General features: G+C 72.7%; 22 protein-coding genes. 8 read left to right on the plus strand and 14 right to left on the minus strand.

The genetic code is table 11. From position 1 onward, the window contains the following. Window positions 1-34: 34 nt before the first annotated feature. From OHB00_RS22945 to OHB00_RS22955, 3 genes are all read right to left on the minus strand, one after another. A complete protein-coding gene (locus OHB00_RS22945) occupies window positions 35-1,084 on the minus strand; it encodes a Zn-dependent alcohol dehydrogenase (RefSeq protein ID WP_406437081.1) in 1,050 nt (349 codons plus the stop codon). Beyond that, complete coding sequence (locus OHB00_RS22950; RefSeq protein ID WP_406437083.1) at window positions 1,084-2,238, minus strand: acyl-CoA dehydrogenase family protein; 1,155 nt, start codon at window positions 2,236-2,238, stop codon at window positions 1,084-1,086. Before OHB00_RS22950 ends, OHB00_RS22945 begins: the two co-directional genes overlap by 1 nt. Before the next feature lie 336 nt (window positions 2,239-2,574). Next, window positions 2,575-3,489 (minus strand): SDR family NAD(P)-dependent oxidoreductase, encoded by a 915-nt coding sequence (locus tag OHB00_RS22955; RefSeq protein ID WP_406437085.1) that lies wholly within the window; start codon window positions 3,487-3,489, stop codon window positions 2,575-2,577. Window positions 3,490-3,575: 86 nt separating this feature from the next. Between OHB00_RS22955 and OHB00_RS22960 the strand changes: the two genes are divergently transcribed. Further along, a complete protein-coding gene (locus OHB00_RS22960) occupies window positions 3,576-4,511 on the plus strand; it encodes a cyclase family protein (RefSeq protein ID WP_406437087.1) in 936 nt (311 codons plus the stop codon). Between the two features lie 378 nt (window positions 4,512-4,889). On the opposite strand, the gene OHB00_RS22965 is transcribed toward OHB00_RS22960, so the two are convergent. The 3 genes from OHB00_RS22965 to OHB00_RS22975 form a co-directional block, all read right to left on the minus strand. Next, complete coding sequence (locus tag OHB00_RS22965; protein WP_406445953.1) at window positions 4,890-5,366, minus strand: ATP-binding protein; 477 nt, start codon at window positions 5,364-5,366, stop codon at window positions 4,890-4,892. 550 nt (window positions 5,367-5,916) lie between these two features. Beyond that, window positions 5,917-6,789 carry an acyl-CoA dehydrogenase family protein gene (locus OHB00_RS22970; RefSeq protein ID WP_406437089.1) on the minus strand — a complete coding sequence of 291 codons (873 nt, stop codon included), beginning with the start codon at window positions 6,787-6,789 and terminating at the stop codon, window positions 5,917-5,919. Between the two features lie 6 nt (window positions 6,790-6,795). After that, a complete protein-coding gene (locus OHB00_RS22975; protein WP_406437091.1) occupies window positions 6,796-7,926 on the minus strand; it encodes an acyl-CoA dehydrogenase family protein in 1,131 nt (376 codons plus the stop codon). A gap of 131 nt (window positions 7,927-8,057) precedes the next feature. On the opposite strand from OHB00_RS22975, the gene OHB00_RS22980 reads away from it, so the two are divergent. Beyond that, window positions 8,058-9,602: a class I adenylate-forming enzyme family protein gene (locus OHB00_RS22980; RefSeq protein ID WP_406437093.1), complete on the plus strand. Its 1,545-nt coding sequence runs from the start codon at window positions 8,058-8,060 to the stop codon at window positions 9,600-9,602. Here OHB00_RS22980 and OHB00_RS22985 read toward each other — a convergent pair. Beyond that, window positions 9,586-10,098: an EF-hand domain-containing protein gene (locus OHB00_RS22985; RefSeq protein WP_406437095.1), complete on the minus strand. Its 513-nt coding sequence runs from the start codon at window positions 10,096-10,098 to the stop codon at window positions 9,586-9,588. The genes OHB00_RS22980 and OHB00_RS22985 overlap by 17 nt on opposite strands. Before the next feature lie 166 nt (window positions 10,099-10,264). Next, the gene (locus tag OHB00_RS22990; protein ID WP_406437097.1) at window positions 10,265-10,639 is read right to left on the minus strand and encodes an STAS domain-containing protein; all 375 of its coding nucleotides are present in this window, start codon (window positions 10,637-10,639) and stop codon (window positions 10,265-10,267) included. A 317-nt stretch (window positions 10,640-10,956) separates the two neighbouring features. Between OHB00_RS22990 and OHB00_RS22995 the strand changes: the two genes are divergently transcribed. Together OHB00_RS22995 and OHB00_RS23000 are read left to right on the plus strand one after the other, a co-directional pair. After that, window positions 10,957-11,538 carry a sigma-70 family RNA polymerase sigma factor gene (locus tag OHB00_RS22995; protein WP_406437099.1) on the plus strand — a complete coding sequence of 194 codons (582 nt, stop codon included), beginning with the start codon at window positions 10,957-10,959 and terminating at the stop codon, window positions 11,536-11,538. After that, window positions 11,535-12,821, plus strand: a complete 1,287-nt coding sequence (locus OHB00_RS23000; protein WP_406437101.1) for a maleylpyruvate isomerase N-terminal domain-containing protein — start codon at window positions 11,535-11,537, stop codon at window positions 12,819-12,821. The genes OHB00_RS22995 and OHB00_RS23000 overlap by 4 nt, the downstream gene beginning before the upstream one ends. Before the next feature lie 211 nt (window positions 12,822-13,032). Here the strand turns inward: OHB00_RS23000 and purU are convergent, their stop codons facing one another. Together purU and OHB00_RS23010 are read right to left on the minus strand one after the other, a co-directional pair. Next, complete coding sequence (gene purU / locus OHB00_RS23005) at window positions 13,033-13,917, minus strand: formyltetrahydrofolate deformylase (RefSeq protein WP_406437103.1); 885 nt, start codon at window positions 13,915-13,917, stop codon at window positions 13,033-13,035. An 84-nt stretch (window positions 13,918-14,001) separates the two neighbouring features. Continuing rightward, window positions 14,002-14,502, minus strand: coding sequence for a hypothetical protein (locus tag OHB00_RS23010; RefSeq protein WP_406437105.1), 501 nt, complete (start codon window positions 14,500-14,502; stop codon window positions 14,002-14,004). A 118-nt stretch (window positions 14,503-14,620) separates the two neighbouring features. Here OHB00_RS23010 and OHB00_RS23015 point away from each other — a divergent pair, with 118 nt between their 5' ends. Next, complete coding sequence (locus OHB00_RS23015; protein WP_406437106.1) at window positions 14,621-15,934, plus strand: ABC transporter substrate-binding protein; 1,314 nt, start codon at window positions 14,621-14,623, stop codon at window positions 15,932-15,934. A gap of 48 nt (window positions 15,935-15,982) precedes the next feature. Here OHB00_RS23015 and OHB00_RS23020 read toward each other — a convergent pair whose 3' ends face one another. Together OHB00_RS23020 and OHB00_RS23025 are read right to left on the minus strand one after the other, a co-directional pair. Continuing rightward, complete coding sequence (locus OHB00_RS23020; RefSeq protein ID WP_406437108.1) at window positions 15,983-17,641, minus strand: hypothetical protein; 1,659 nt, start codon at window positions 17,639-17,641, stop codon at window positions 15,983-15,985. Between the two features lie 199 nt (window positions 17,642-17,840). Continuing rightward, window positions 17,841-19,226: a transcriptional regulator gene (locus OHB00_RS23025; protein WP_351484207.1), complete on the minus strand. Its 1,386-nt coding sequence runs from the start codon at window positions 19,224-19,226 to the stop codon at window positions 17,841-17,843. A gap of 274 nt (window positions 19,227-19,500) precedes the next feature. On the opposite strand from OHB00_RS23025, the gene OHB00_RS23030 reads away from it, so the two are divergent. The 3 genes from OHB00_RS23030 to OHB00_RS23040 all read left to right on the plus strand — a co-directional run bounded on the left by OHB00_RS23030 (window position 19,501) and on the right by OHB00_RS23040 (window position 22,706). Beyond that, the gene (locus OHB00_RS23030) at window positions 19,501-20,163 is read left to right on the plus strand and encodes a bifunctional DNA primase/polymerase (RefSeq protein ID WP_406437109.1); all 663 of its coding nucleotides are present in this window, start codon (window positions 19,501-19,503) and stop codon (window positions 20,161-20,163) included. 180 nt (window positions 20,164-20,343) lie between these two features. Then, the gene (locus OHB00_RS23035; RefSeq protein WP_406437111.1) at window positions 20,344-21,117 is read left to right on the plus strand and encodes an ABC transporter ATP-binding protein; all 774 of its coding nucleotides are present in this window, start codon (window positions 20,344-20,346) and stop codon (window positions 21,115-21,117) included. Then, complete coding sequence (locus OHB00_RS23040) at window positions 21,114-22,706, plus strand: transporter (protein WP_406437112.1); 1,593 nt, start codon at window positions 21,114-21,116, stop codon at window positions 22,704-22,706. Before OHB00_RS23035 ends, OHB00_RS23040 begins: the two co-directional genes overlap by 4 nt. A gap of 28 nt (window positions 22,707-22,734) precedes the next feature. On the opposite strand, the gene OHB00_RS23045 is transcribed toward OHB00_RS23040, so the two are convergent. Together OHB00_RS23045 and OHB00_RS23050 are read right to left on the minus strand one after the other, a co-directional pair. Further along, window positions 22,735-23,595, minus strand: a complete 861-nt coding sequence (locus tag OHB00_RS23045; protein ID WP_406437114.1) for an alpha/beta fold hydrolase — start codon at window positions 23,593-23,595, stop codon at window positions 22,735-22,737. 505 nt (window positions 23,596-24,100) lie between these two features. Then, window positions 24,101-24,793, minus strand: coding sequence for a metal-dependent transcriptional regulator (locus tag OHB00_RS23050; protein ID WP_406437116.1), 693 nt, complete (start codon window positions 24,791-24,793; stop codon window positions 24,101-24,103). Window positions 24,794-24,928 lie beyond the last annotated feature (135 nt).

Below are 24,928 nucleotides of genomic sequence, written 5' to 3' on the forward strand. Positions count from 1 at the left end.
CGGCGCGATACCGGTCCCGTCGTGAACCGCCCGCTCAGAACGTGAGCACCCCCCGCGCCACCCGTCCCGCCTCCGCGTCGGCGCGGGCCTTCTCGAAGTCCTCCACCGGGTAGGTCTCGGTGACCAACTCGTCGAGCAGCAGGCTCCCCTGGCGGTACAGCCCGGCGTAGAGCGCGATGTCGTGCTGCGGCCGTGAGGAGCCGTACCGGCAGCCGAGGATGGACTTGTCGAGGAACATGGAGGCGACGACGAAGGACGCCTCGGCGGCGGCGGCGGGCACGCCGAGGAGGACGGCCTGGCCGTGCCGGTCGAGCAGGTCGACGGCCTGCCGGACCAGCTCCACCCGGCCGACGCACTCGAAGGCGTGGTCCACCCCGGTCGGCAGCAGGTCCTTGACGGCCTCCGTCGAGGTCAGGAAGTCGGTCGCGCCGAACTGCCGGGCCACCTCCTCCTTGGCCGGGTTGGCGTCCACGGCCACGATCCGCAGCGCGCCCGCGATCCGCGCGCCCTGGATGACGTTGAGGCCGATCCCGCCGGTGCCGATGACCAGCACGGTGTCACCGCGATCGACGCGGGCGCGGTTCAGTACGGCCCCCACACCGGTCAGCACCCCGCACCCGATGAGGGCCGCCGACGTCAGGGGGATGTCCTTCGGGATCCGTACCGCCTGCACGGCCTTGACGACCGTACGTTCGGCGAAGGCCGAGTTGCACGCGAACTGGTACACGGCCTGGCCGCCGCGCGTGAACGGCTTCTGCGGGCGCCCTATGGCTTTACGGCACATGGTCGGCCGACCCCGGTCGCAGTCCGCGCAGGCACCGCAGTTGGCAAGCGTGGACAGCGCGACATGGTCGCCCGGCGCCACATGGCTGACGCCCATACCGACCGCCTCCACGACACCCGCGCCCTCATGCCCGAGCACCACGGGGACGGGGAAGGGTATGGTCCCGTCCACCACCGACAGGTCGCTGTGGCAGAGCCCGGCCGCCGACACCGCGACCAGCACCTCACCCGGTCCCGGCTCCCGCACCGCCAGATCGTCGACGACCTGTACCTGCTTGCCGTCGAACACGACTCCACGCATCACGACTCGACCCCCTTCGGCTCCCTCGGCAGACCGAGCACGCGCTCGGCGATGATCGTGCGCTGGACCTGGTCCGAGCCGCCGTAGATGGTGTCGGCCCGGGAGAAGAGGAACAGGTGCTGGGCGGCGTCCAGTTCGTACGGCGCGGTGGCCGACCAGCCGGCCGGGCCGACGCTCGCGGCCGCGCCCCGCACCAGCACGGCGAGCTCACCGAGCCGCTGGTGCCAGCCGCCCCACAGCAGCTTGGCCACGCTGGGCGCGCCGGGCTCGGCGGCCGAACTGCCCAGCGTGCGCAGGGCGTTCCAGCGCATCACCCGCAACTCGGCCCACTGCCGCACCAGCCGCTCCCGTACGACGGGATCGTCGGCCGCGCCGCTCGCCACGGCATCCCGCACCACCCGCCCCAGCTCCTGCGCGAACCCGATCTGCTGGGCGAGCGTGGACACGCCGCGCTCGAACCCGAGCAGGCTCATGGCGACGCGCCAGCCGTTGCCCTCGCCGCCGACGACGTGCTCCGCGCGCGCGTGCGCCCCGTCGAAGAAGACCTCGTTGAAGTCGCTGGTGCCGGTCATCTGCCGGATCGGGCGGACCTCGATGCGGCCGGGCTGGTCCATGGGCACGAGCAGGAAGCTCAGCCCGTGATGGCGCCGTGAGCCGGGGTCGGTGCGCGCCAGCACGAAACACCAGTCGGCCTCATGCGCGAGCGAGGTCCAGATCTTCTGCCCGGAGACGCGGTACCCGTCCCCTTCCCGTACGGCCGCGGTCCGCACGCCGGCCAGGTCGGACCCCGCGCCGGGTTCGCTGTACCCCTGGCACCAGAGCTCCTCCCCCCTGGCGACGGGCGGCAGGAATCGCGCCTTCTGCTCCTTGCTGCCGTGCGCGAGGAGCGTCGGGGCCAGCAGGTTCTCCCCGATGTGCCCGGAGCGGGGCGGCGCGCCCGACCGGGCGTACTCCTCGGCCCAGGCGACCTGCTGGGTGAGCGTCGCGGTCCGGTTGCCGTACCCGCCCTCCGCCCACCCGAGCCCGATCCACCCGGCGGCCCCCAGCGTGCGCTCCCAGCTCCGCCGGTCCACCCCGTGCTCGGCGTGCGCGTCGAGCCACCCCCGGACTTCCCGACGAAACTCCTCATCCTCCGACGCAAAGCCGAACTCCACCGTGACCTCCAAAGACGCGTCGTGCCTACGGCCGTACGAAAACCGCCGAACACCGCCGCAGTGGCTGATCGCCGCTGCGGCGGAGAGAAAAGACCGACCGACGGGGAGGCGGCAGGGCAGGGGCGACCACACCCCCCGCAGGGGCACGGGGAACTGCGCGAGCAACCACGACGGGGCCGCACCCACACACACCCCCAGACCCGCAACCGAGCCTCCGAACACCGGCGACCACAACCCCCTCAGGGGCGCGGGGAACTGCGCGAGCGGCCACGGCGGTGCCGCAGTCGCGCGCAACCCGCTGCCCGCACCGGCGAGTAGGCGCGCGGCCCGCTTCCCTCATGTGTTCGGCCGCTCCCCCGCCCGCGCGGCGGCCTCCATCGCCGCCAGCCGCGCCAGCATCGGCATCGGGTCCGTCCCCACGCTCCCCGGCAGCGCCTCGGCGATGCGTTCCGGTGTCCAGGAGCCCCCGTCGGCGTACGCGGCCCGCAGCTCCCTCGGCTGGGCCCATACCGCGATCTTCGGTCCGGCCACCGTGTAGACCTGCCCGGTGACCTGCGCGTCCCGCGCCGCGTCCGACAGCAGGTAGACCACGAACGCGGCCACGTCCTCCGGCTCCCCGATCTCCGTCAGCTCCGTCGGCACGCCCGCCGACATCCGGGTGCGGGCCACCGGCGCCACCGCGTTCGCGGTCACCCCGTACTTGTGCAGGCCCAGCGCCGCGCTCCGCACCAGCGAGATGATCCCGCCCTTGGCCGCGCTGTAGTTGGCCTGCGAGACCGAGCCCTGGTGGTTGCCGCTGGTGAAGCCGATGAGGGTGCCGGCGCGTTGCTTGCGCATCACCGCCGACGCGGCCCGGAACACCGTGAACGTGCCCTTGAGGTGGGTGGCGACCACCGGGTCCCACTCCTCCTCGGCCATGTTGAACAGCATCCGCTCGCGCAGGATCCCCGCCACGCACACGACCCCGTCGAGCCGGCCGTACGACGACAGCGCCGCGTCCACGACCCGCTGTCCGCCCGCCATCGTGGAGATGTCGTCGGCCACCGCGACCGCGTCCCCGCCCGCCGCCTCGATCTCCTTGACGACGGCCTCGGCGACCTCGCTCGTGGGCGAGGCGCCGTCGACCGCGACGCCGTAGTCGTTGACGACGACCTTCGCCCCGTCGGCCGCAGCCGCCAGTGCCACCGCCCGTCCGATACCCCGCCCCGCGCCCGTGACGGCGACGACCTTGCCTGCCAAGAAGTTCCCCACGCCCGGCCCCTTCCCGCGGTTTCTGACGGACCGTTAGATTTTATGACCCGTCAGATGTGCGGACACAAGGCCTGGGGAGGACCCAGATGTCACTGCCGGCGCTGCATCCCGCGTTCCACGACATCGCCAAGCGCGTCAACAACTGGGGGCGCTGGGGCGCCGACGACGAGATCGGCACGCTGAACCTGATCACCGACGAGGTGGTGCGGGAGGCGGCGGCGACGGTGCGCACCGGGCGCCGCGTCCCGCTCGCCCTGCCCCTCCAGCAGGACGGCGTGCAGACCGGGATGATCCCCGGCCGGGTCAACCCCCTGCACGCCATGGTGCAGATCAACCAGGAGCTCTTCGGCCCGGACACCGTCGCGTGCAGCGACGACGCCGTGACCATGGGGCTGCAGGCCGGCACCCACTGGGACGCGCTCACCCATGTCTCGCACTCGGGGAAGCTCTACAACGGCCGCCCGGCGCACACCGTCACCGCGCACGGCGGTGCCGAGTTCGGCGGGATCGACAAGGCGCGGCACATCGTCTCGCGCGGGGTGCTGCTGGACGTGGCACGCGCGCGTGGCGTGCAGCGGCTGGAGGGCGGGCACGCGGTCACGCCCGAGGACCTCGACGCGGCCGAGGAGCTCGCCGGGACGGCCGTGCGGGCCGGGGACGTCGTGCTGGTGCGGACCGGGCAGGTGCAGGTGTACCTCGCCGGGGACAAGCACGGGTACGGCTACCCGTCGCCGGGCCTGTCGGTGCACACCCCGGAGTGGTTCCACGCGCGCGATGTGGCCGCCGTCGCCAACGACACCCTCACGTTCGAGATCTTCCCGCCCGAGATCGAAGATCTCTGGCTGCCCGTGCATGCCCTGGACCTCGTGGAGATGGGGATGCTTCAGGGGCAGAACTGGAATCTCGAAGAGTTGTCCACAGCCTGTGGAGAAACCGGCCGGTACGCGTTCCTGCTGTCGGCGATGCCCGAGCCGTTCGTCGGGGCGACGGGCACTCCGGTCGCCCCCGTGGCCGTCCTCTGACCCCCACCGAGCACCCCAGAGCACCGCAAAGCACGCAGAGCACGCAGAGCACCCGCGAGCATCACCTCTTGTCTCGAAAGCCGGTGTCACGCCCGAGGCGGCGCGACACCGGCCCTCCCCCATTCCCCCTGCATCCGAACGGCTGCGCGCACCGGCCCGCCCCGAGCCCGGTCCCGCGCGCCGCCGTACGGCTCGACCCACACTCGGCGAGGGCGCCCGTCAGCAAGCCCTCGCCGTCCCCTCGCGGCGAATCGCAGGCCTCAAGCGTGAGCACATGGTCACAAGGCGTCAACACCCACCCGAGCTTTTACGGCTTATGCCCCGGTTCACCATGGGCGCGCACGGATGCAACCCCCGGCGCACGGCCGCGCAGCGGGATCACACCGCCTCGAAGGCCAGCCCTTCGTACGAGGCCGAACCGCGCCCGTACGCCACCGCCGCGCCCTGCCGGGGCTGTGCACACCGGTCGAGTTCGCACCAGATGCGCTTGCCGGCGCCATCCGGGCTCCAGCCCCAGCGGTCGGCGAGCCCGTCGACGAGGGCGAGGCCCCGGCCGCCGGTGGCTTCGCCGTCGGCGCACCGCGGCACGGGCGCGCGCTCGCTGGCGTCGGCGACCTCCAGCCGTACGGTGGCAGAGCCGTCGGCGCCCTCGCGGTCCGCGCCCGGCAGCGAGAGCCGCAGCACGGCCGGACAGCCGGTGTGCACCACCGCGTTGGTGACCAGCTCGGAGACGAGCAGGATCAGGGTCTCGGCCAGCGGTTCGTCCGCCGCTATACCGGACCCGGCGAGGCGCGAGCGCGCCCACCTCCTGGCCCGCCCCACCTCCGCGGGGTCGGGCCGGATCTCCAGCTGCACTTGAAGCACCTGCACCGCTCACACCATCCGAACCGGCGGACACATGAACCCGCGCCGAGCGGGCGCCACGGCGAGTGCCGCGGCGACGACGACGAGGGCCACGATCGTAGCCATTTTCTGCATGGCCAGAACAACGGCCAGAGCAAGGGTCACGGAACGTGATTCCCTTACGAGACAGCATGGTTGACGTACAGTCACCCCAACAAGCGCTTCGGGCATATTCCAGCGCGAAGGAGTACGCCTGCGGCATACTGTGCGACGCTCGCGGCGGGGAGTCGAACAAGCGGGGGCGCAAGCCCTTACCGCCCTGCGAGCGGCGGGGCGCACCATCGGTGGCGGGGCCGCTTCGACGGCTCCGCCGGCATGGCTCGTCCTCGGAACCACTCGCATCCCACAGAAGGTACCCGAGGGGACGGCCGACTCCAGGCCGTGACGAGTCACGCGTTGGACACAACCCGATATCAACGCTCCGTGACTCCGGTATGCCACAATCCGCGACATCCCGGCCGCCCGGGCCCATGATTCCGCAGACCAGAGCCGTTTCGAACGCTCAGCCGAGCAATTCCGCGGCGAGTATCTCCTCACTCTCCGTGTTCCCACCACCACGCTGTGCCCGCACCCATGCCCGTTTCAGGTGCAGATGCACCTCCGACTCCCAGGTGAAGCCCATCCCGCCGTGCACCTGGAGGCAGTCCCGGGCGCCGCGTACCGCGGCCTCGTCGGCGAGCAGCCGGGCCGCCGCGATGTCCACGGGCGCGGAGGTCACCGCGGCCGCGTAGACGGCCGCCCGCGCGGTCTCGGCGCGCACCAGCATCTCGGCGCACAGATGCTTGACCGCCTGGAACGCCCCGATCGGCTGCCCGAACTGCACGCGTGTGCGGGCGTGTTGCACGGCCAGCTCGCACGCGCGCGTGGCCGTCCCGAGCTGCTCGGCGGCGGTCAGGAGCACCGCGACGGGGTCGGGCGGCCCGGCAGCCGGTCCCGGGACCCGGTGCAGGGGCGTCAACGGGTCCACCGAGCGCACCGGCACGGCCCCCGACGCGTCCCCCGTCACCTCGTCCGCCTCCGCCAGCCACTCGGCCAGGACGCCGTCCACGCGGGCCACCACGGCCTCCCCCGTGGCCGCGCCGGGCACGTCTGCCGCGGCGAGGTGGGTGGCCAGCAGCGGGCCGGGCAGCAGCGCCCGTCCCGCCTCCTCGAACACCAACACGGCCTCGGGCAAGCCGAGTCCGACCCCGCCGTCGGCCTCCGGCAGTCGCAGCGCGAAGAACCCGGCCGCCCCCAGCTCCCGCCACAGACCCCGGTCGAGACGCACCGGCGCGCCGGCCGCCGCCCGCAGCGCCGCGCCGTCGAACCGGCGTCCGAGCAGCTCCCGCATGCCCTCCCGCAACGCCTCCTGTTCCCGGCTCAGTCGAAAGCGCACGTCCGCTCACCGCCCCTTCGGCAGCCCGAGGATCCGCTCGGCCACGATGTTCCGCTGGATCTGCGAGGTCCCGGCCGCGATGGTGTACGAGAGCGAGGAGAGCCGGTCGAGGACCCAGGACCGGTCCAGGTCGAGCGCGTCCGGCCCGAGCACGGCCGCCGCCGCGTCGTACAGCTCCTGCCGCGCGTGCGAGTAGCGCAGCTTGAAGACCGAGCCGCCGACGCCGGGCACGCCTTGGCCCTCCGCCTCGCTGACGTTCCACTGGGTGAGCCGCCACAGGGCCCGGAACTCGGCGTTCAGGCGGCCGAGGCGGCGGCGCTGCTCCGGGTCGTCCCAGGTGCCGTTCGCGCGCGCCGCGCGGGCGAGCTCGCCCAGCACCCGGCGGCAGGCGACGACCTCGCCGACGAAGGCGGTACCGCGTTCGAAGGAGAGGGTCACCATGGTGACGCGCCAGCCGTCGTTCTCGGCGCCCACCCGGTTGGCCACGGGCACCCGCACCTCGTCGAGGAACACCTCGGCGAACTCGGCGGACCCGGCGAGCGTGCGCAGCGGCCGTACGGTGACGCCCGGCGCGTCCATGGGCATGGCCAGCCAGGTGATGCCCCGGTGCCTGGGCGCCTGCGGGTCCGTGCGCACCAGCAGCTCGCACCAGTCGGCGACCTCCGCGTGCGAGGTCCAGATCTTGGACCCGCTCACCACGTAGTCGTCACCGTCGCGCCACGCGCGCGTGCGCAGCGCGGCCAGGTCGGAGCCGGCGTCCGGTTCGCTGAACCCCTGGCACCACACCTCGTCGCCGCGCAGGATCGGCGCCAGCCAGCGGGCCCGCTGTGCCTCGGTGCCCTCGGCGGCGACGGTGGGGCCCGCGTGCAGCAGACCCACGAAGTTGGCGCCCACATAGGGCGCGCCGGCCCGCTCGGTCTCCTCAAGGAAGATCAGCCGGGTGGTCGGCGAGGCGTCCCAGTGGACGTCGGCGTACCCGGCGTCGTACAGCGTGCGCTGCCAGCCGAGGTCGTAGGCGCGGCGGCCCGGCCAGTCCTCGGGTGCCGGCTTCGGCGGGAGGCCGGGCAGCACCTTGGCGAGCCACTCCCGCAGCCGCGCCCGGAAGTCCTCCTCCTCGGGCGTGTACGACAGGTCCACCGGCAGGCACCCCCACGGAGCTGATGGTTCGTCAGATCTCGCAGGCTAGCCCCGCACCCCTGGACCGGCAAGGCACCAGGACCTACGATCTGACGACTCGTCAGACAACGGCGCGAGCAGGGGGTCCGGCCATGGACGACACGAACGCCACCGCGCGCGAACTGAGCACCGCCCCGACCCTCTGGGACCTGGCCGCCCGGCGCGCCGAACTCACCCCGGACCGGCCGGTGTTCCTCCAGGGCGACCGCACCCTGACCTTCGGTGGCCTGCGCGCGCGTGCCGAACGGGTGGCGGCCGGGCTGTACGGCATGGGCGTACGCCCCGGCACGGTGGTCGCCTGGCAGCTGCCCACCCGGATCGAGACGGCCGTGCTGTCCTTCGCCCTGGCCCGGCTCGGCGCGGTCCAGTCCCCCGTCATCCCCTTCTACCGGGACCGCGAGGTCGGCTTCGCCCTGCGCGAGTCCAGGGCCGAGTTCTTCGCCGTACCGGGCGTGTGGCGCGGCTTCGACCACACCGGGATGGCGCGGCGGCTGGGCGCGAAGGGCGTCTTCGAGGCGTACGACGGTGACGCACTGCCCGACGGCGATCCGGCCGTGCTGCCCGCCCCGCCCGCCGAGGGCACCTCCGTCCGGTGGATCTACTGGACCTCGGGAACCACCTCCGACCCCAAGGGCGTTCTCCACACGGACCGCTCACTCGTCGCGGGCGGTTCGTGTCTCGCCCACGCGCTGCGGCTCACGGCGGACGACGTGGGCTCGATGGCGTTCCCGTACGCGCACATCGCGGGCCCCGACTACACCGTGATGCTGCTGCTGTACGGCTTCCCCGCGGTGATGTTCGAGCAGTTCGCGCTGCCGGACGCGCTGCCGGAGTACCGCAGGCACGGGGTGACGGTGGCGGGCGGCTCGACGGCGTTCTACTCGATGTTCCTGGCCGAGCAGCGCAAGCAGCCGGGGGTGCCGGTCATCCCCTCGCTGCGGCTGCTGGCCGGCGGCGGGGCGCCCAAGCCGCCGGAGGTGTACCACGCGGTGGTGCGCGAGATGGGGGTGCAGCTGACGCACGGGTACGGCATGACCGAGGTGCCGATGATCACGATGGGAGCGCCGGACGACACCGCGGAGAACCTGGCGACCACCGAGGGGCGGCCGCCGGCGGGGATGGAGATACGGATCGCGGAGGGCGGCGAGGTGCGGCTGCGCGGGGAGGCGGTGTGCCAGGGGTATCTGGATCCGGCGCAGTCCGCCGCGGCCTTCGACGAGGACGGCTTCCTGCGCACCGGTGACCTGGGCCGGCTGACCGGGACCGGGCATCTCGTCCTCACCGGGCGGCTCAAGGACGTGATCATCCGCAAGGGCGAGAACATCTCCGCGAAGGAGATCGAGGACCTGCTCGCCGCGCATCCGGGGGTGGACGACGCGGCGGTGGTCGGGCTGCCGGACGCGGAGCGCGGGGAGCTGGTCTGCGCGGTGGTCGAACAGCCGCCGGGAGCCGTCGCGCTGACGCTCCCGGAGGTGGTGTCGTACCTGCGGGCGGAAGGGCTGTCGGTGCACAAGCTGCCGGAGCGGCTGGAGGTGGTGGACGCCCTGCCGCGCAACGAGACGCTGCGCAAGGTGCTCAAGTACAAGCTGCGCGAGCGGTTCGCCGAGGCGGCCGGAAGCCCTACTCCGGGATCGTGAAGTAGCGGGCGAACGCCGGGACGATCTCGGCCTCCGCGACCTTGCCGTCGCCGTCGCTGTCGAGGCCCGACGCGATCGCCCGCGCGAGCTCCGGGGCGACCCCGAGGACGCGCAGCACACGCGCGGTGCCGTCGACGGTCGCCGTGCCGTCGCCCTCGGTGTCCGCGAGGGCGAGGGCCGCGTGCAGGAAGGGGCGGGCGATCTCGCCGAACCGCTCGGGGTTGTCGTGCAGCCGCTTGACAGCGCCGCTCACGAACTCCTGGCGGGTGATGCGCTGGTCGCCGTCCCGGTCCGCCATGCCGGCCATGCCCTGCCAGAAGGCCTCCGCGCCGGCGTACAGGGCCTGGCCCTTGTCGGAACGGGCGGCGGCGCCGAACTCGGCGAGCAGCGCCTTGGCCGCCGCGTTGAAGTCCTCGCGGTCGATCCAGCCGTTGCCGTCCTGGTCGAAGGTGGCGAACCGGGCGGCGATCCGTCGCTCGTACTCGGTGCTGACCATGTCTGTTCGGGCCGCCTTACGTGCCGTGGGGGTTCATCTCGCAGGGAGCGTACGACGCGGCGGCGGCCGGGGAGCGCGAAAACGACGCTTGTGCCAAGACCGGGGGAATTCCGCGACAACAACGTGGCACTGTCGTGATCGTCGGCTGTGCGATCGCGCGGCCCGGCTACGCGGACAGCGGGTCCTCCTCGTCGGTGGTCGCGCTGTCGATGTCGGCGTACACGTCGAACAGCCGCCGTACGCCGAGGGCGCCGAGGACCCGGTTGACGTGAGAACCGTCACTCGCGCCCTGGGCGGGCAGTATCAGCCGCAGCCGCCCCCGGCAGGAGCGGATCAGACGGCGGGCGGCGATCAGGACGCCGACCCCGCTGGAGTCGCAGAAGAAGACGTCGGAGAGGTCGAGGACCAGGCTGTGGTGGCCGTCGGCGACCACGTCGTGCACCCGCTGACGCAGCACCGGCGAGGTCACCAGGTCCAGTTCGCCCGACACCCCGAGCACGGCCCACTCGCCCTGTTCGACGCCGGTCACCTTGAAAGCCACGGCTCAGCCCTCCGCTCGCCGGATCTCCGGAACCGCCCGGAAACGGAGCCAGTTCCTACGCTTGTTCTCGCGCGGCTGCCCAGCGGCGGTTCCCCGAAACCCCGGATGACAAACGAGCATCCGTAAGGGAGGGGCTTGTTTCGGTCACTGTCGATCCTGTTCGATCAGAAGCAGAGGGTGTCGGAGAGCGCCCACTATCACCCGCGGTCCGTCAGGGGGCGCGCATTGCCATAAAGGGGCGTGCGTTGCCGGACGTGCCGACTACATTCGAGGAGACGGTGGAGACACGCTGGACACGGGCACGGAGAGGGGGCCGCATGGCGAAGAAGGACGTACCGCCCCGCTGGGACCGCAAGATGCAGCAGCGGCTCGCACGCGGCGAGGCGGCCGCCCTCGGTGAGCTGTACGACCGCTTCGCCTCGCTCGTGCACGGGCTCGCGCATCGCGTCCTCGGGGACGAGCGGGCCGCCGACGGCATAACCCGCGAGGTCTTCGCCCAGGTCTGGGAGCACCCCGACGCCTACGACCCCCGGCAGGGGCCGCTGCGCTCGTGGCTCGCCGCGCTGGCCCACCGGCTCGCCGTACAGCGCCTCAGGGCCACCGAGACGGCCGCGCTCGCCCCGGGCGACAGCGGCTCCCCGCAGGCCGCGGCGGAGCTGGAGCACAAGGTGCGGCGGGCCTCCGTCGCCGCCCGCGCGGACTACATCGTGCACTCCATGCCGGCCCCGCTGCGCGCCGCCCTGGATCTGGCCTACTTCCAGCGCCGCGACTACCGGCAGACCGCGGTGGACCTCGGCGTCACCGAGGACGAGGCCCGCCGCCGGCTGCGCCTGGGCCTGCAACTGCTGTCCACCGCGCATGACGCCGGGACGCCGCCCGGCCCTGGAGGTGGGGTGTGACCGGCCCGGAGTTCTTCGAGGCGCACGACGGCACCGGCGCCGGGGACGGGACGGGTGACGTGCCGCGCGACGGTGGCGGCGGCGTGGGCCGCCCGCCGCGCATACCGCTGCCCCGGGCCTCCGTCGAGGACGGCGGGCAGCCGCTGCCCGAGCCGGCCGACCTGCCGCCCGTAGCGCTGGAGTTGTCCCACGACGTCCTGAAATCGCTGCTCGGGGCGTGGGCCCTGGCCGCGTGCTCGACGGCGGAGTCCCTCGCCGTCGAGGACCACCTCGGGGGCTGCGGGGCCTGCGCGGACGAGGCGCGGCGGCTGCGCGAGGCGGTCGGCCTGCTGCACCAGCCGGAGAGCCTCGACCTCGACCCCGGCCTGCGCACCCGGGTCCTGGAGGCCTGCCTGGACCGCCGGCCGGCCAGGATCCCGATCCCCGCGTGGGCGGCGCCCTTCGACGCGGAGACCGCCCGCCTGGACGCCCTGCTCCAGGACATCGGCGACGCGGAGTGGCACGCGCCGGTGCGGCTGCGCTGGTACGACGGCGAGGCGGCGGCGAGCCGTCGTACGACGGTCGCCGGCGTGATCGCGCATCTGCTGTCCGTCGACGGGCTGGTGGCGACGGCACTGGGCCTCGACGACCCGCTCGGGGAGACCCGGGCACAGGGCCCGGCCGCCCGCACCGAGGCGTTCTGGCAGGGCTCGCACTTCCCGCCGACGCGTGCGGTGCGGGTTCCCTGGCGGGAGCAGAGTCACCGGCTCGTGCAGACCGTCTCCTTCACCGGCGGCGGCGCCGGGCGCCTCGGTGTGTCGTACGGCGACTTCGAACTGCCCTTGCACGACGCGATGCTGGACCGTGCCTTCGAGTGCTGGGTGCACGCGGAGGACATCGCGGAGGCCGTGGACTATCCCTACGGGCCGCCGGCCCCCAGGCACCTGCGCAGGATGATCGACCTCGCGGCCCGGATGCTGCCCGTGGTGCTGGCCGAGCGCCGGCGGGCGGGGCTGGCGTCGCCCGGCCAGACCCCCCACCTGGTCCCTGCGGGACGGCCCGGCCGCAGCCTGCGGCTGGAGATCGAGGGCGACGGCGGCGGCCAGTGGCTGATCCCGCTGGACTCGCCCGGGGCGGTGGGCTCCGCGGAGTTCGAGGTGGCGCACGTGGCGCTGGACGACGTGGAGTTCTGCCGGTTGGCTGCGGGCCATGTGCCACCGGAGGAGGCAGCCGCGGGGCAGCTCGGGGATCGGGCGGCGATCAGGGACGTCCTGTTCGCGGCGGCGAGTCTGAGCCGGATGTAGGCGGTTCGCCCAAGGAGCGGGTTGGTTCCGTGAGACGGCGGGTGCGGGTGGTTCGTGGCTGGTCGCGCAGTTCCCCGCGCCCCTGAAGGGGCGCACCGCAGCGCCCCTTCTTTCAGGGGCGCGGGGAACTGCGCGAACGGCCCCCACCCGCCCGCACCCGCCGTCTCACGGAACCGCCCCGCCCCTTGGGCGCAGCCCCCTTGCGCAACCGTCAGCCGAAGACGACCGTCCGTCGGCCGTTGAGGAGGATGCGGCGCTCGGCGTGCCACTTCACCGCGCGCGCCAGCGCCTGGCACTCCACGTCGCGGCCGATCGCGACCAGCTGGTCGGGGGTGACGTCGTGGCCGACCCGCTCGACCTCCTGCTCGATGATCGGCCCCTCGTCGAGGTCGGCGGTGACGTAGTGCGCCGTCGCCCCGATCAGCTTGACGCCCCGCGCATGCGCCTGGTGGTACGGCTTCGCGCCCTTGAAGCTCGGCAGGAACGAGTGGTGGATGTTGATGATCCGGCCGCTCAGCTGCTTGCACAGGTCGTCCGAGAGGACCTGCATGTAGCGGGCCAGCACCACCAGCTCGACGTCCTCCTCGCGGACGAGGTCCAGCAGCCTGGCCTCGGCGTCGGCCTTCGTCTCCTTCGTCACCGGGATGTGGTGGAAGGGGATGTGGTACGACTCCACCAGCTCCGCGAACTCGGTGTGGTTGGAGACCACGGCCGCGATGTCCACCGGGAGCGCGCCGATGCGGGCGCGGAAGAGCAGGTCGTTCAGGCAGTGCCCGAACTTGCTGACCATGAGGACGATGCGCATCTTCTCGTCGCCCCGGTTGATCTGCCAGTCCATGTGGAAGGAGTCACCGATCGCCGCGAAGCTCGCCCGCAGCTTGTCGACCGTCACCGGCGCGTCGGCCGAGAAGTGCACGCGCATGAAGAACAGACCCGTGTCGTGGTCCCCGAACTGCTGGCTGTCCTCGATGTTGCAGCCGGTCATGAACAGGTAGCTCGACACAGCGTGCACGATGCCCTTTTTGTCCGGGCAGGAGAGAGTGAGGACGTACTGGTCGGGCGGGGCGGCCTGGGCTCGGGTGGACTGATCGGTCATGCCCCACAGAATCTCATGCCCCGCCCGCCCCGGCCGTTCCTGTCCGCAACGCGGACCGCCGCGACCTGGACCGACCGGCCCGGCTCAGGCCGCTCGCGTCATGATCCGCAGCACGTCGAGGCTGCGCGGCGGGACGTCCGGGTCGTCGCCGTCGCTCGCCGCCAGGCGTATGTGCGCGTCCCGGGCCGCCCGGACCGCGTCCGGCCACGCCTGGTGGTCGAGGTACGCGGAGACCGGCGCGTCCGGCCCCACCTGGTGCATGATCCGCAGCACCCGCAGCACGGCGGTGTCGACGAGCGCCGCCTCCTGCGAGTCGCGGAATATCGTCCCGACGTATTTCTCCGCGGACCAGCTGTCCAGCCAGGTGTCCTCGACCAGCCGGTAGACCGCGTCGGTCACGTCGCCGTACCCGTCCTGACCGGCCAGCCAGACGTTCCGCTGGAACTCCGGGTCGGAGAGCATGTGCAGCGCGGAGCGCACATTGCTGCGCCAGCGCCACCACGGCATGTCATTGAGTGGCATGTCGCCCATGGTGGAGGAGCGACGGCCGCGACGGGAAGAGTTCTCCGAACCTTGCACGGTCATCGATCGTACGTTCCTCGTCACACCCCCGGTGACACACCCCTGTAATTCACCTTTAGGTCACCTTCCCTTGACCATGGGTCACTTCCCGGTTCGTGATGTGACGGAATCGTGCGTGTCCATGACCGGCAGGCGCCCCACCTCCAGCACCTCCCTCCGCAGCGTCCTCCCCACGACCCGGCGCATCAGAGCCACCGCCCTCTCCGCGGCGGCCATGACGGCCTGTGCGTCACTCGCCGCCGGCTGCGGCGCCATCCCGGGGATGTCGGCGTCGGCGGACGACGCGATCAAGGTGATGACCTGGGCGCCACAGGGGACCAGCGCCACCAACAAGCCCGGCATGCCCGCCATGGCCTCCGCCTACGTCAAGTGGATCAACTCCCAGGGCGGCATCCACGGCCGCAAGCTCAAGCTCGTCACCTGCAACGACCACAACACCAGCGTGGGCGCCGCGAACTGCGCCCAGCGGGCGGTCGACGAGGACGTCGTCGCCGTGGTCGGCTCCTACAGCCAGTTCGGCGACTCCTACTTCGCCCCGCTGGAGGGCGCGGCCGTCCCCTACATAGGCGGCTACGGGGCCTCGAACGAGGAGTTCACCAGCCCCGTCTCCTACCCGGTCAACGGCGGCTCGCTCACCCTGCTGGCCGGACTCGGGGAGACGCTGGCCGACTCCTGCGGCCCGGTCACCCTGGTCCGCCCCGACAGCATCGCCGGCGACCAGCTGCCCCAGCTGCTCGACTCGGGCCTCACGGCGGGCGGCCACGCCAAGGCGATCGACCAGCTCGCGGCGGAGGACCTCACCGAGTACGACGCGCAGTCCCAGAAGGCTGTGGAGAGCGCCTCCTCGGACCTGCTGAAGACGGGCTGCGTGGTGCCCGAGCTGGGCGACCGCACGGCCACCTTCATGGACAGCTTCCAGCGGGCCCGCAAGGGCCACCCGACGGTGAAGACGGCCGCCGAGATCGGCAGTGTCGACCAGACGGTGATCAACTCCACGGGCGGGTCACGCGGCCCCTACGAGGGGTCGTACATCACCGGCTGGTACCCGGTGGCCTCGGACGCGCGCTGGGACGAGATGAAGAAGGTCATCAGCAAGGAGGCCTTCGACGACGACCGGATCGACCCGGCCGACGCCGGGGTGCAGACCACCTGGATCGCCTACCAGGTCCTCACCGCCGCGCTGGAGAAGATCGGCGACGGCGAGGTCAGCGCCGACAGCGTGCGGCGCACCCTCAACGACGGCCTGAAGGTCTCCACCGGCGGCCTCACCCCGTCGCTGTCCTGGCCCTACCAGGGCAAGCTGGCCGCGGCCGGCTTCGCCCGGCTGGTCAACGCCGACGTGAACGTCCAGACGGTCAAGGACGGCCTGCTGCAGTCGGCGAACAAGCAGGCCCTGGACATGACCAAGATCCTGGAGAACGCCGACCTCAGCTGACGGGCCCGCCCGCAGGCACGCCCGCCCGCGCGCACGGCCCGGCCGCGGTCACAGCTGGGTCGGCTGCCGCTGGGTCAGTCCGTACTTGCTCGCGATCGTGTTCCACAGCGCGGCCGCCTTCACCTTCTGGCTGCTGGCGGTGCCGCTCTCCCGGTTGCCGGCGGCGGTCTGGCCGGTGGTGCGGGCCTGGCCCTTGCGGCAGCCGTGCTTGCCCTTGGCCTGGTCGGCCCAGGCCGCGTAGTGGTTGTCCGCGTTCGCGGAGGCCTGCCAGGCCTTGGTGAGGGCGGTGCTCAGCTCGGCGCTGTCCGGCAGCTTGTCCATCGACAGCTTCGACAGCCGGGTGACCAGCTCGGTGCGCTGCTGGGCGGCGTCGCGCAGGTCGGAGGCGGAGCCGTCCAGGTTCTTGCACTGCTTCACCTGGGCGACGGCGTTGATCACCGAGGCCCGGCTGCTGCCGCTGTCGGCGAGCAGCTTGTCCAGGGCGACGGCCTGCGCCTTCGCGGGGTCGGCCGCGGCCGACGAGGACCCCTCGGAGGCCGGCGCGGAGGCGGCGACCGTCTTGTTGTCGTCGCCCGAACCCCCGCCGCCCCCGCTGAACAGGGCACCGGCGCCGATACCGAGCACGGCGATGCCGATCCCCACGGCCGCGATCAGCGGCACCTTCGACCTGCCGCCACCGCCCCGGCCGCCGCCACCGTCGCCGTCGTCGGCGCGGTCGAACGACATGGGGGGCGGGGTGTACGCCGGCGGCTGCTGGTAGCCGTTCTGGGGCTGCTGCTGGTAGCCGTTCTGGGGCTGCTGCTGGAAGCGCGGCAGCTGGGCCGTGGACGCGGCCGGGGGCTCGCCGCCCGGCGCGCTGCGGAAGAGGTTGTCGAACTCGGCGGGCGGCTGCCGGTCGCCGCCGTCCTGCGGGCCGCCGGAGGGCGGGTACGGCGGGATGTACTGCGTGGCGTCGGCGTCGGAGTGCGCCGCGGGGGCGGGCCGGCCGCCGGGGAACGCGTTCTGCCCGTGGGACATCTCCGGCGGCAGCGCACCGGGGCCCACCGGCGGGATCAGCTGGGTGGCGCCCTCGGAGGCCGCGGGCACCGGCGGTATGTACTGCGTGGCGCCCTCGTCCACCGGCGCGGCGGGCACCGGCGGTATGAACTGGGTGGCGCCCTCGTCGGCGGGCGGCAGCGCACCGCCGTAGCCGCCGTGGCCCCCCTGCGGGACGGCGGGCGGCAGCGCGGCGCCCGGAGTGCCGTAGGGGTCGTGGCCGGCGGCCGGGGGCAGCGGGGCGCCGTACGACTGCTGGGGCTGGGGAGCGCCGTAGCCGTACGACTGCTCGTAGCCGCCGCCGTACGACGGGGCCGGCGCCCCTTCCGGCGGCAGCGGACCGGCACCGGGGGCCTGGGCCTGGTCGGCGTGGGTCTGGGCGGCGTGCGACTGGGCGGTCCAGGCCGGCGGCAGCTGCTGCTCGGGGGCGGCCCACTCCTGGCCGGCCGCCTGCGGCCAGCCCTGGCCGGGCGGCTGTGGCTGCTGGCTCTGCTGGTGGCCGGGGCCCCACGGCTGGCCCCAGGACTGGCCTTCGGGCGGCGCGGCGGCCGGGGCGGGTGGCTGTGCGACGGGGACGGGGACGCCCGTCATACCCGGCAGCAGCGGCTCGCCACCGTCGGAGGGCAGCACGATGCCTTCGCGCGCGGGCTCGCCCTGTCCACTCTGCGTCACCGGGACTCCTACTAATGGGGGACCTTGTGAATCAGGCTCACGCTACCGGGTGACCTCGGCAGGGTGCCACGCAGCCGAGGGCGCGATCTTGTCCCCTGTGACAGCAGTAACAAAACCGCCCCGCGGTGCGCTGTCCATGCCGCTTCCTGCACGGCAAGGTGTGGTTTCCCACCTGTTCACGCAGCCGCGGGGCAGGAATTCACGCGGCCGCCTGCAGATCCAGGCGCGCCCCGAACTCCCTGACCACCGGTTCGTCCCGGAACGGCTCCAGCCGCTGCTGGAAGTCCTCCAGGTACTCGGCGCCCCGGTTCGAGCGGACCGTCTCCAGCAGCTCGACGGCCTTCGTCCCGGTGGCACAGGCCTGTTCGATCTCCCGCTGCTGCACCTGCGCTGTGGCGAGGAGCACATAGCCGATCGCCCGGCGCCGGGCCCGGGTCTCCGGATGCCCGTCCAGCGACTGCTGCGCGCACCTGGCGGCCGCCTCGGCCTGACCCAGGTCGCGGTGGCAGTGCGCCAACTCGTCGGCCAGGTACGCCTCGTCGAAGTGCCTGATCCACGCCGGGTCGTCCCCGGACGCCGGATCGGCCGCCTCCATCGCCGACACCGCCCGCCCTGACGCCAGCTGCGCCGACCGCACATCGCCGAGCAGGGCATGGCCACGGGCCTCGGCCGCGAAGAACATCGCCTCCGCACGCGGGGTCACGCGACCGCGCGCCCCCTCCTGCGCCGCCCGCGCCAACTGGGCGATCTCGCGCGGGTTTCCGAGCTGCGCGGCGAGGTGGCTCATGGAGGAGGCGAGCACATAGCCGCCGTAGCCACGGTCGCCTGCCGCCTGCGCGAGGCGCAGCGACTGGATGTAGTACCGCTGGGCGAGTCCGGGTTGACCGGTGTCGACGGCCATGTACCCGGCCAGTTCGGTGAGCCTCGCGACGGCGGCGAACAACTCCCGCCCCACGGACTCCCGGTAGGAACCCGCCAGCAGGCCGGAGACGACACTGTTGAGGTAGTGCACGACGACCGGGCGCACATGCCCGCTGCCGAACTGGTGGTCGAGGTCGGTGAGGGCCTGCGTCATCGCCTTCACCGCCGCGACGTCCGACTGCCCGACCCGCGGCCCCGCCTGCCGCGCCACCTGCGCGTCCGGCGCTGAGATCAGCCAGTCCCGGCTGGGCTCCACCAGCGCGGAGGCGGCGACCGAGGAACCGGACAGGAAGTCCCGGCGCCCCACGTCACTGCGCCACAGCTCGCAGACCTGCTCGATGGCCCCCAGCACCGTCGGCGAGAACTGGAGACCGACACCCGAGGCGAGGTTCTTGCCGTTGGCCATGCCGATCTCGTCGATCGTGACCGTACGGCCCAGCTTGCGCCCCAGCGCCTCGGCGATGATCGCCGGCGCCCGGCCCCGCGGCTGCTGGCCGCGCAGCCAGCGCGCCACGGACGTCTTGTCGTACCGGAGGTCGAGACCGTGCTCGGCGCCGCACATGTTGACCCGGCGGGCAAGCCCGGCGTTCGAGCACCCCGCCTCCTGGATGAGCGCCTGCAACCGTTCGTTCGGCTGCCGCGCGACAAGCGGCCTTGCGGCCATGGCGTACCCCCTGCGAACTCCCTGTAGGGAAAAGATCCGGCCTTTGCGATCACTGCCCAGCGGACATACCGAAAATGCGGGACATGCGAGGATTGCCGGGTAAAGGCGGCGGAATCGCGGGTACGGCCGCCGCCAACCCCCCATGTGTGACTACCCGCTCACGCCCCGGTTCCTCCCGCGCGCCCCCACACGTGCATCCATGCGCCCCAGTTACCGAGAGGATGCTCCTCCCCCGCGCGCGCTACGCCCGTAACTCCAGGTGGGCGCGGGAGTTGTGTTGAGCGTGGAAGAGACGATCGTCGGCGCCGAAGCCGCTCAGATTCCGAAGCAGCGTGGGGAATCGCTGCTGGACACCGCCGTACGCTACGCCGAGGAGCGCCACTGGGACGTCTTTCCCGGCACCTGGCTGGAAGCGGTCGAGGGGGTGCAGCGCTGTTCCTGCGGGGAGGTCGCGTGCGCGGCGCCCGGCGCGCACGCGGCGCGCCCGGACTGGGCGACGCAGGCGACCGGTAGTGCGACGGTGGCGCGCCGGATGTGGCAGAAGCAGCCGACGGCGTCGATCCTGCTGCCGACGGGGCGGACCTTCGACGCGCTGTCCGTCCCGGAGACGGCGGGGTTTCTCGCGCTGGCACGCATGGAGCGGATGGAGCTGACGCTGGGGCCGGTGACGCTGACGCCCGACCGCCGGATGCAGTTCTTCGTGCTGCCGGGGGCGTCGGCGAAGGTGCCGGATCTGGTGCGGAAGCTGGGCTGGTCGCCGGCGTCCCTGGACCTCACGGCGCTGGGGGAGGGCGCGTATGTCCCCGCCCCGCCCACGCGGTACGGCTCGCGGGGGGCGGTGCAGTGGGCGTGCCGGCCGACGGCCGCGAACCGGTGGCTGCCGGATGCGGAGGAGCTGATCTCGGCGTTGGCCTATGCGTGCGGGAGGGACCGGTAGCGCCTGTTGGGCTGCCGGGTGCCTGTTTCGCCGGCGACTGCGGGTACTTCGTGGCTGATCGCGCAGTTCCCCGCGCCCCGTACGGGGCGCTGCAGCCGCCGCTTCTTCCCAGCCGCGGGCACTCGTGACAGCTCGTCCACCCGCACCTTCCAAATCTCGCCGCCCCCGTAGGGTTCACCCATGACCGATGCCGTGCGTGTTCGTGGGCTCTGGAAGCGGTTTGGGCAACAGGTGGCCGTCGGTGGGATCGACCTGTCGCTGCCCGCCGGGAAGTTCGTCGGGCTGGTCGGGCCCAACGGGGCCGGAAAGACCACCACCCTCTCCATGGTGACGGGCCTGCTGCGCCCCGATCAGGGCACCGTCGAGGTCGTCGGCCACGACGTGTGGCGGGACCCGGTGGCCGTGAAGGCCCGCATCGGCGTCCTTCCCGAAGGCCTCCGTCTCTTCGAACGGCTCTCCGGGCGCGAACTGCTCGGCTACTCCGGCCGCCTGCGCGGCCTCCCCGGCGCCGAGGTCGACAAGCGGGCCACCCAGCTCCTGGACGTGCTCGACCTCTCCGGTGCCCAGCACAGACTCGTCGTCGACTACTCGACCGGCATGCGCAAGAAGATCGGGCTCGCCGCCGCTCTCCTCCACAATCCCGAAGTCCTCTTCCTGGACGAGCCGTTCGAGGGCGTCGACCCGGTGTCCGCGCAGACCATCCGGGGCGTGCTGGAGCGGTACACCTCCTCCGGCGCGACCGTCGTCTTCTCCTCCCACGTGATGGAGCTCGTCGAGTCGCTGTGCGACTGGGTCGCGGTGCTGGCCGCCGGGCGGATCCGCGCGACCGGGACGCTGGCAGAGGTGCGCGGGACGCATCCCACCCTCCAGGCCGCGTTCCTGGAACTGGTCGGGGCGAGCGGGCGGGACGCGGCCTCCGACCTGGACTGGCTGGGCGGCGGGGCGGCCCGATGACGGACGTGACCGCCACCGTCGTACGGCTGAAGCTGTCGCTGCTGCGGAACGGACTGCGGCAGTCCGGCGGCCGGCGGGCCGCGTTCGTCGCGTCGGCGGTCCTCGCGCTGCTGTTCGCGGCCCTGCAGCTGCTGGGCCTGGTCCTCCTGCGCGGCCACGCGCACGCGGACGCGGTGGCCGTACCGGGGGCCGCCGTGCTGGCGCTGGGGTGGGCCTTCATGCCGCTGTTCTTCCCCGGCGGCGACGAGACCCTGGACCCGACCCGGCTGGTGATGCTCCCGCTGCGGCCCCGGCCGCTGGCACGGGCCCTGCTGGCCGCCTCGCTGGTCGGCATCGGCCCCCTGTTCAGCCTGTTGCTGCTGGTGGGCTGTGCGGTGTCGGTGGCGCACGGCGCGGCCGGCTACGGCGTCGCGGTCGTCGCCGTGGCCCTCGCGCTGCTGGTCTGCGTGGCCCTCGCGCGCGCCGTGGCCGCCGCGAACGTACGGCTGCTCAGCAGCCGCAAGGGACGTGACCTGGCCGTCCTGAGCGGCCTGGTCATCGCCGTCGGGGCGCAGCTCGTCAACTTCGGCGCCCAGAGCCTCGGTACGGCCGGGCTCGGGCGGCTCGCGCCGGTGGCCGACGTGGTGCGGTGGCTGCCGCCCGCGTCGGCGATCGGCGCGGTGCACGCGGCGAGCGAGGGGTCGTACGGTACGGCGGTCCTCCAGCTCGGCCTGTCCCTCGCCGCGCTGGCGCTGCTCGTCGGCGCGTGGGCGCGGACGCTGACCCGGCTGATGACCTCACCCGACGGTTCCACGCTCCAGGCACCCGACTCGGCCGCCCAGGGCCGTTCCTCCGAGGGCGGCGGCCTCGGACGGCTACTGCCCGGCGGACGTACCGGTACGGTCATGGCGCGCAGTCTGCGCTACGTCTGGCGCGACCCCAAGACCAAGGCCGCATGGGTGACCTCGCTGGCCATCGGCCTGATCGTGCCCGTCTTCAACGCCCTGCAGGGCACCGGGTCGATCTACTTCGCGTGCTTCGCCGCCGGGATGCTCGGCATCCAGATGTACAACCAGTTCGGGCAGGACACCTCCGCCTTCTGGATGGTCGCGACGACCATCTCGTCCACCCGGGACGCCTACGTCGAACTGCGCGGGCGGGCGCTGGCCCTGCTGGTGATCACCCTGCCGTACGCCACGCTGGTGACCGTCCTGACCACGGCCATGCTGGGCGACTGGCCCCGGCTCCCCGAGGTGCTCGGTCTCTCCTTCGCCCTGCTCGGCGCGATGCTGGCGACCGGCGCCTGGACCTCCGCCCGATTCCCCTACTCGATCCCCCAGGAGGGCCACCGCAACGTCGCCCCCGGCCAGACCGGCCTCGCCTGGATCGCCATCTTCGGCGGCATGGTCTCAGCGGCCCTGCTGTGCGCCCCCGTCATCGCCCTGGCGATCGCGCTGAACGTGAGCGCGGGGGGCGAGCAGTGGACCTGGCTGCTGCTGCCGGTGGGGGCGGGCTACGGGGCGGCGATCACCTGGGCGGGGCTGCGGATGGCGGCCCCGCGGACGGCGAGCCGCCTGCCGGAGATCCTCACCGCTGTCAGCAAGGGCTGACTACAGCGCCCCCCTCCGCTCGCGCCCCTCACTCCCCCACCCGATCAAGAAACGGCTCCACCGCCGCCCGCCAGGCCTCCGGCCGGTCGTACGGCAACAGATGCCCGGCGTCCGCCACCTCGGCGTACTCCCCCTTCGGCAGCACGCGGACCATCTCCTGCGCCTCCGCCCGCCCCAGCTCCCCGTCCACCCCGCGCACGACCAGCGTGGGGCACGGCACCTGCGCCAGCTCCTCCCAGTGCGCGTCGTACACCCAGGTCTCCCGGGACTTCAGCATCCGGTCGGGGTCGAACACCGGCCGCCAGCCGTCGGCGCCCTCGTGCATCACCTCTGCGTAGAACTCCCCGCGCGCCGGGTTCGGCCGCTCCACCCAGGGATCGTCCTCGCCGAACCACTTGCGTACGTCGGCGAGCGTGGCGAAGGGGACGGGCCAGGATCTGAACCAGTCGGCCCACTCGCGCTGCGAGGCCGCGCCGAGCGCGGAGGCCCGCATGTCGCAGATGATCAGACCCCGCACCAGTTCGGGGCGTTTCGCGGCGAGCTGCCAGGCGGTCAGCGCGCCCATGGCGTGGCCGATGAGCACGGCCGGTGCGAGGCCCAGCTGCTCGACGGCGGCCGCGGCGTCCTCGACGTACGCCTCGCGGGTGTAGGCGGCCTGCGGGGGCTTGTCGCTCTGGCCGTGGCCGCGCTGGTCGAGGGCGACGGCACGGTGCCGCTCGGAGAGCCAGCGGGCGGTGGACGCCCAGTGCGAGGCGCGGCCCATCAGGCCGTGCAGTAACAGCACGCCGGGGAACGAGTGGTCCGGCTCCTCCGTCTTGGGCGGGTCCGCGAACTCCCAGGCGGCGAGGTGTACGCCGCCGGCTCCTGTCACGTCGATGCGCCGTGCCATGGGCCTGGCACCCCCCTAGCTCCGCGTGCCTAGTGTCCTCGTATCGCTTCGTGGTACTCAGGTACCACCCCAGACTATCGAACTCCTATTCGAAAATCGGGCTCCGGCCGACAACACCCCTCATTCGAGTGACCCCTCTCCAGGCATGATCGGCGCCGCCGGGGGGATTTCTTCTGCGGGGGGCGGGCCGCTCGGGGAAAACGGTCCGCGGGGATGACCCTGGGAGCTCGGGGCTCCGGGTCAGCACTGGGGAGGACAGGCCCCGGCACCGAAAGGTGCCGGGGCCAAACCCACGCCCGAGTCCTCGGCACATCCTCCCCGCCCCCTCAGGTCATATGCCTCTCGCGACAGCCTTGCACGCGAAACGTTCCAGCGCTGCGATTCCGCGCACTGAATCTTGGATTCGACGCGTTCGACACACACCGGCGAGACCTCGAACAGAGGCTTCAACTTCCCCACGAGCAAGGGAAGTTGAACTACACCCAGCCGTACACCCAGCCGTCGCTCAGCGCTTGGCGACGAACACGTGCGAGGCGACGTCCGCCTCCAGCTCGGCCGCCTCGCCGCCGCTGCCCACCAGCACCCCGCCGGCCGACTCCGTCACGCTCACCACCGAACCGGGCTGCACACCCGCCCGCCGCAGCGTGTACATCAGCTGCGCGTCGGTCTGGATGGGCTCGCCGATCCGGCGCACGACCACCGTCTTGCCGTCCGCACCCGGATCCAGGTCGGCCAGCGACACCATGCTCGCGTCGAGGAACGGGTCCGCGCCGTCCTTCTCGCCCAGCTCCTCCAGACCCGGGATCGGGTTGCCGTACGGCGACTCGGTCGGGTGCCGCAGCAGCTCCAGGACGCGCCGCTCCACGGCCTCGCTCATCACGTGCTCCCAGCGGCACGCCTCGGCGTGCACCTGCTCCCACTCCAGGCCGATCACGTCGACCAGCAGGCACTCGGCGAGCCGGTGCTTGCGCATCACGCGCGTCGCCAGCCGGCGGCCCTCGTCGGTCAGCTCCAGGTGACGGTCGGTGGCGACGGACACCAGACCGTCCCGCTCCATCCGCGCCACCGTCTGGCTCACCGTCGGCCCGCTCTGGTCGAGCCGCTCCGCGATGCGGGCGCGCATGGGGACAACGCCTTCCTCTTCGAGTTCGAGGATGGTGCGGAGATACATCTCCGTGGTGTCGATCAGTCCGGACATTCGTGCCCCTCGATTACCTCTGCCGGAAGCCCCGGCGGCGTGCGCTGGCCCTGCCCCCAATTCTGCCGGATCCCACCGACAAGCGGGGGACACCGGAAAAACGGCGGGTGCGGGCCGACCTTCGCCTGCGGGCCG

Source organism: Streptomyces sp. NBC_00631 (assembly GCF_045206895.1).
Classification (GTDB): Bacteria; Actinomycetota; Actinomycetes; order Streptomycetales; family Streptomycetaceae; genus Streptomyces.

Bases quoted from the DNA above. Each gene is read 5' to 3' on its own strand.
- OHB00_RS22960 (WP_406437087.1), top strand. From the start codon at position 3,576: ATGTCACTGCCGGCGCTGCATCCCGCGTTCCACGACATCGCCAAGCGC.
- OHB00_RS23035 (WP_406437111.1), top strand. From the start codon at position 20,344: ATGACCGATGCCGTGCGTGTTCGTGGGCTCTGGAAGCGGTTTGGGCAA.
- OHB00_RS23045 (WP_406437114.1), bottom strand. From the start codon at position 23,595: ATGGCACGGCGCATCGACGTGACAGGAGCCGGCGGCGTACACCTCGCC.
- OHB00_RS22995 (WP_406437099.1), top strand. From the start codon at position 10,957: ATGGCGAAGAAGGACGTACCGCCCCGCTGGGACCGCAAGATGCAGCAG.
- OHB00_RS23015 (WP_406437106.1), top strand. From the start codon at position 14,621: ATGACCGGCAGGCGCCCCACCTCCAGCACCTCCCTCCGCAGCGTCCTC.
- OHB00_RS23025 (WP_351484207.1), bottom strand. From the start codon at position 19,226: ATGGCCGCAAGGCCGCTTGTCGCGCGGCAGCCGAACGAACGGTTGCAG.
- OHB00_RS22985 (WP_406437095.1), bottom strand. From the start codon at position 10,098: ATGGTCAGCACCGAGTACGAGCGACGGATCGCCGCCCGGTTCGCCACC.
- OHB00_RS23010 (WP_406437105.1), bottom strand. From the start codon at position 14,502: ATGACCGTGCAAGGTTCGGAGAACTCTTCCCGTCGCGGCCGTCGCTCC.
- OHB00_RS23040 (WP_406437112.1), top strand. From the start codon at position 21,114: ATGACGGACGTGACCGCCACCGTCGTACGGCTGAAGCTGTCGCTGCTG.
- OHB00_RS22945 (WP_406437081.1), bottom strand. From the start codon at position 1,084: ATGCGTGGAGTCGTGTTCGACGGCAAGCAGGTACAGGTCGTCGACGAT.
- OHB00_RS22980 (WP_406437093.1), top strand. From the start codon at position 8,058: ATGGACGACACGAACGCCACCGCGCGCGAACTGAGCACCGCCCCGACC.
- OHB00_RS23050 (WP_406437116.1), bottom strand. From the start codon at position 24,793: ATGTCCGGACTGATCGACACCACGGAGATGTATCTCCGCACCATCCTC.
- purU (WP_406437103.1), bottom strand. From the start codon at position 13,917: ATGACCGATCAGTCCACCCGAGCCCAGGCCGCCCCGCCCGACCAGTAC.